The sequence below is a fragment of the Streptomyces aureus genome, from assembly GCF_001418135.1.
Classification (GTDB): Bacteria; Actinomycetota; Actinomycetes; order Streptomycetales; family Streptomycetaceae; genus Streptomyces; species Streptomyces aureus_A.
This window is the reverse complement of sequence record NZ_LIPQ01000424.1, coordinates 1-2,923: the sequence shown is the minus strand read 5'-3', so window position 1 is coordinate 2,923 and position 2,923 is coordinate 1. Positions and strand designations below refer to the sequence as shown.

Annotated in this window: 3 protein-coding genes; all 3 read left to right on the top strand. The window is 73.0% G+C overall.

Annotated features, from left to right (window positions below; genetic code table 11):
• On the top strand, positions 1-607 hold a 607-nt coding region (locus AOK00_RS29555), incomplete at its 5' end, for an ABC transporter ATP-binding protein (protein WP_055603292.1).
• 107 nt (positions 608-714) lie between these two features.
• On the top strand, positions 715-1,752 hold the full coding sequence (locus AOK00_RS29550; RefSeq protein WP_055603291.1) for an ABC transporter substrate-binding protein: 1,038 nt from the start codon (positions 715-717) through the stop codon (positions 1,750-1,752).
• A partial coding sequence (locus AOK00_RS29545) for an LLM class flavin-dependent oxidoreductase (protein WP_055603290.1) occupies positions 1,749-2,923 on the top strand: 1,175 nt, incomplete at its 3' end. The genes AOK00_RS29550 and AOK00_RS29545, both read left to right, overlap by 4 nt.

Below are 2,923 nucleotides of genomic sequence, written 5' to 3'. Positions count from 1 at the left end.
CAGCGGCTGCGGCAAGTCCACCCTCCTCCGGGTCCTCGCCGGGCTCGACCGGGAGATCTCCGGCACCGTCCTCGTCCCGCGCCGGCGCGCCGTCGCCTTTCAGGCGCCGCGCCTGATGCCATGGAAGCGGGTCTGGCGCAATGTGCTCCTCGGGCTGCCGGGGAAGCCGGGCCGCGCGGTGGCGGAGAAGGCTCTGGCCGAAGTCGGGCTCGGTCACCGCTCGGGCGCCTGGCCGAAGACGCTCTCCGGCGGCGAGGCCCAACGGGCCTCCCTCGCACGGGCCTTGGTACGGGACCCGGACCTGCTGCTGCTCGACGAGCCGTTCGGCGCGCTCGACGCGCTGACCCGGATCAAGGCACAGCGGCTCGTGGCCGAACTGTGGCAGCGGCGCGGCTGCACGGTCCTGCTCGTCACCCACGACGTGGACGAGGCGCTGCAGCTCGCGGACCGCGCCCTGGTGATGCGGGACGGCGTCATCGCGTACGACACGGCCGTCGACCTGGACCGGCCCCGCTCCGCGGGCGATCCCGCCCTGGCCGCGCTCCGCACCCGGCTGCTCGCCGAACTGGGCGTCAGCGAGGCCGAGTTCGCCGAACAGGTGGCCTGACCCATGCCCTGTCCGCTCCCTCACCCCGTTCGTCATCCCCTCCGGCGTCGCCTCCGTCGTCCCCTCCGTCGTCCCCTCCGTCATGCCCTCCCCAAGGAGCGATCCCTGTGAAGTCCTTCCGTCTGTCCACCGCGGCCCTGCTCGTGCCGCTCGCCCTCCTCGCCTCCGCCTGCTCCGGCGCCTCCGCGGCCGGTTCGTCCTCGAACTCCGACGGCAAGGGCTCGCTCGTCCTGAACGTCGGCGACCAGAAGGGCGGCGTGGAGGCGCTGCTGCGGGCCGCCGGTGAGCTGGACGACCTCCCGTACCGGGTCACTTGGTCGACGTTCACCTCAGGGCCACCCCTGCTGGAGGCGGTGAACGCCAAGGCCGTCGACATCGGCTCGGTCGGCAACACGCCTCCCGTCTTCGCCGCGGGGGCCGACTCGAAGATCACCGTGGTCTCCGCGACGCACGGCGACTCCGCGGGCGAGGCGATCCTCGTCGCGAAGGACTCGCCCCTGCGCTCCGTGGCGGACCTGAAGGGAAAACAGGTCGCCGTCGCCCAGGGAAGCTCCGCCCACTTCCAGCTGATCTCCTCGCTCGGAAAGGCCGGTCTGACCCCGAACGACGTCCGGGTGACGCTGCTCCAGCCGGCCGACGCGCTGGCCGCGTTCACCAGCGGCAAGGTGGACGCCTGGGCGGTCTGGGACCCGTACACCTCGCAGGTCCTGCTGAGCGGCAAGGGCCGGGTCCTCGCCGACGGGCGCGGGCTCGTCAACGGCCTCGGTTTCCAGGTCGCCGCCCCATCGGCGCTCGCCGACCCCGCGAAGGCCAAGGCCATAGGTGACTTCGTCGAGCGGCTCCGGCGCGCCCAGGACTGGGTGTTCGACCACCCCGAGGCCTGGGCGAAGGTCTGGGCGAAGGAGACCGGACTGCCGTACGAAGTGGCGCTCGCCGCCGTGAAGCGCAGCAACGGGACCCGTATCCCGGTCGCCCTCGACGACGCCGCCATCGCCTCCGAGCAGAAGATCGCCGACACGTTCGCCGCCCTGGGGCTCATCCCGCGCACGTTCCGCTTCGCCGACTACGTCGACACCCGCTTCAACAAGAACCTGCCGCCGTCCACCACCCCGGCGCGCAGCTACGGAAAGGCCTCCTCCCGATGACCGTCCATCTGCACTGGTTCCTGCCCACCGGCGGCGACGGCCGGACCCTCGTCGACCGGCACGCCTACACGGACGGCGGGATCACCCGCGACCGCACCGTGTCCGGGGTGCGCGCGCCCGACATCGACTATCTGATCCAGATCGCCAAGGCGGCCGAGCAGCTGGGGTTCGAGGCCGTACTGACCCCGACCGGGACGTGGTGCGAGGACGCCTGGCTCACCACGGTCGCGCTCGCCCAGCACACCGAACGGCTCAAGTTCCTGGTGGCGTTCCGGCCGGGGGTGATCTCGCCGGTGCTCGCGGCCCAGATGGCGTCCACGTACCAGCGGATCACCCGCGGCAGGCTCCTCCTCAACGTGGTGACCGGCGGGGACTCCACCGAGCAGCGCCGCTTCGGCGACCACCTGGACCACGACCGGCGGTACGCGCGCACGGCCGAGTTCCTGTCGGTCGTGCGGGGCGCGTGGAGCGGGCGGCCGTTCGACTACGAGGGCGAGCACTTCCGGATCGAGGGCGGGCTCACCGCGCTGCCGCCGGACCCGCTGCCCGAGATCTTCTTCGGCGGCTCGTCCGCCGCGGCGGGTCCGGTGGCGGCCGAGCACGCGGACGTCTATCTGACCTGGGGCGAGCCGCCCTGGCAGGTCAAGGAGAAGATCGACTGGATCCGGGGCCTCGCGGAGCAACGCGGCCGCGCGGTCCGCTTCGGGATCCGGCTGCACACGATCTCCCGTGACTCGGCGCGCGAGGCCTGGGCGACGGCCGACCGGCTGCTCTCCGATCTCGACGCCGAGACGATCGCCGCCGCGCAGCAGGTGCTTGGCCGGAGCGAGTCGGTCGGCCAGCAGCGGATGCTGGCGCTGCACGAGGGCGGCTCCCTCGGCCGCGACCGGCTGGAGATCTCGCCGAACCTGTGGGCGGGGGTCGGCCTCGTACGGGGCGGCGCCGGGACGGCGCTCGTCGGCAGCCACGCCGAGGTCGCGGACCGGATCGAGGAGTACCACGACCTGGGGGTGGAGCACTTCGTCCTGTCCGGGTACCCGCATCTGGAGGAGGCGTACTGGTTCGGCGAGGGCGTGCGGCCGGAGCTGGCGGCGCGCGGTCTGCTGCCGACGGTCCTGCCCTCCCCGCTGCTCGGCGTCCCGGCCGCGAACGGCCGGGACGCCGAGCAGCG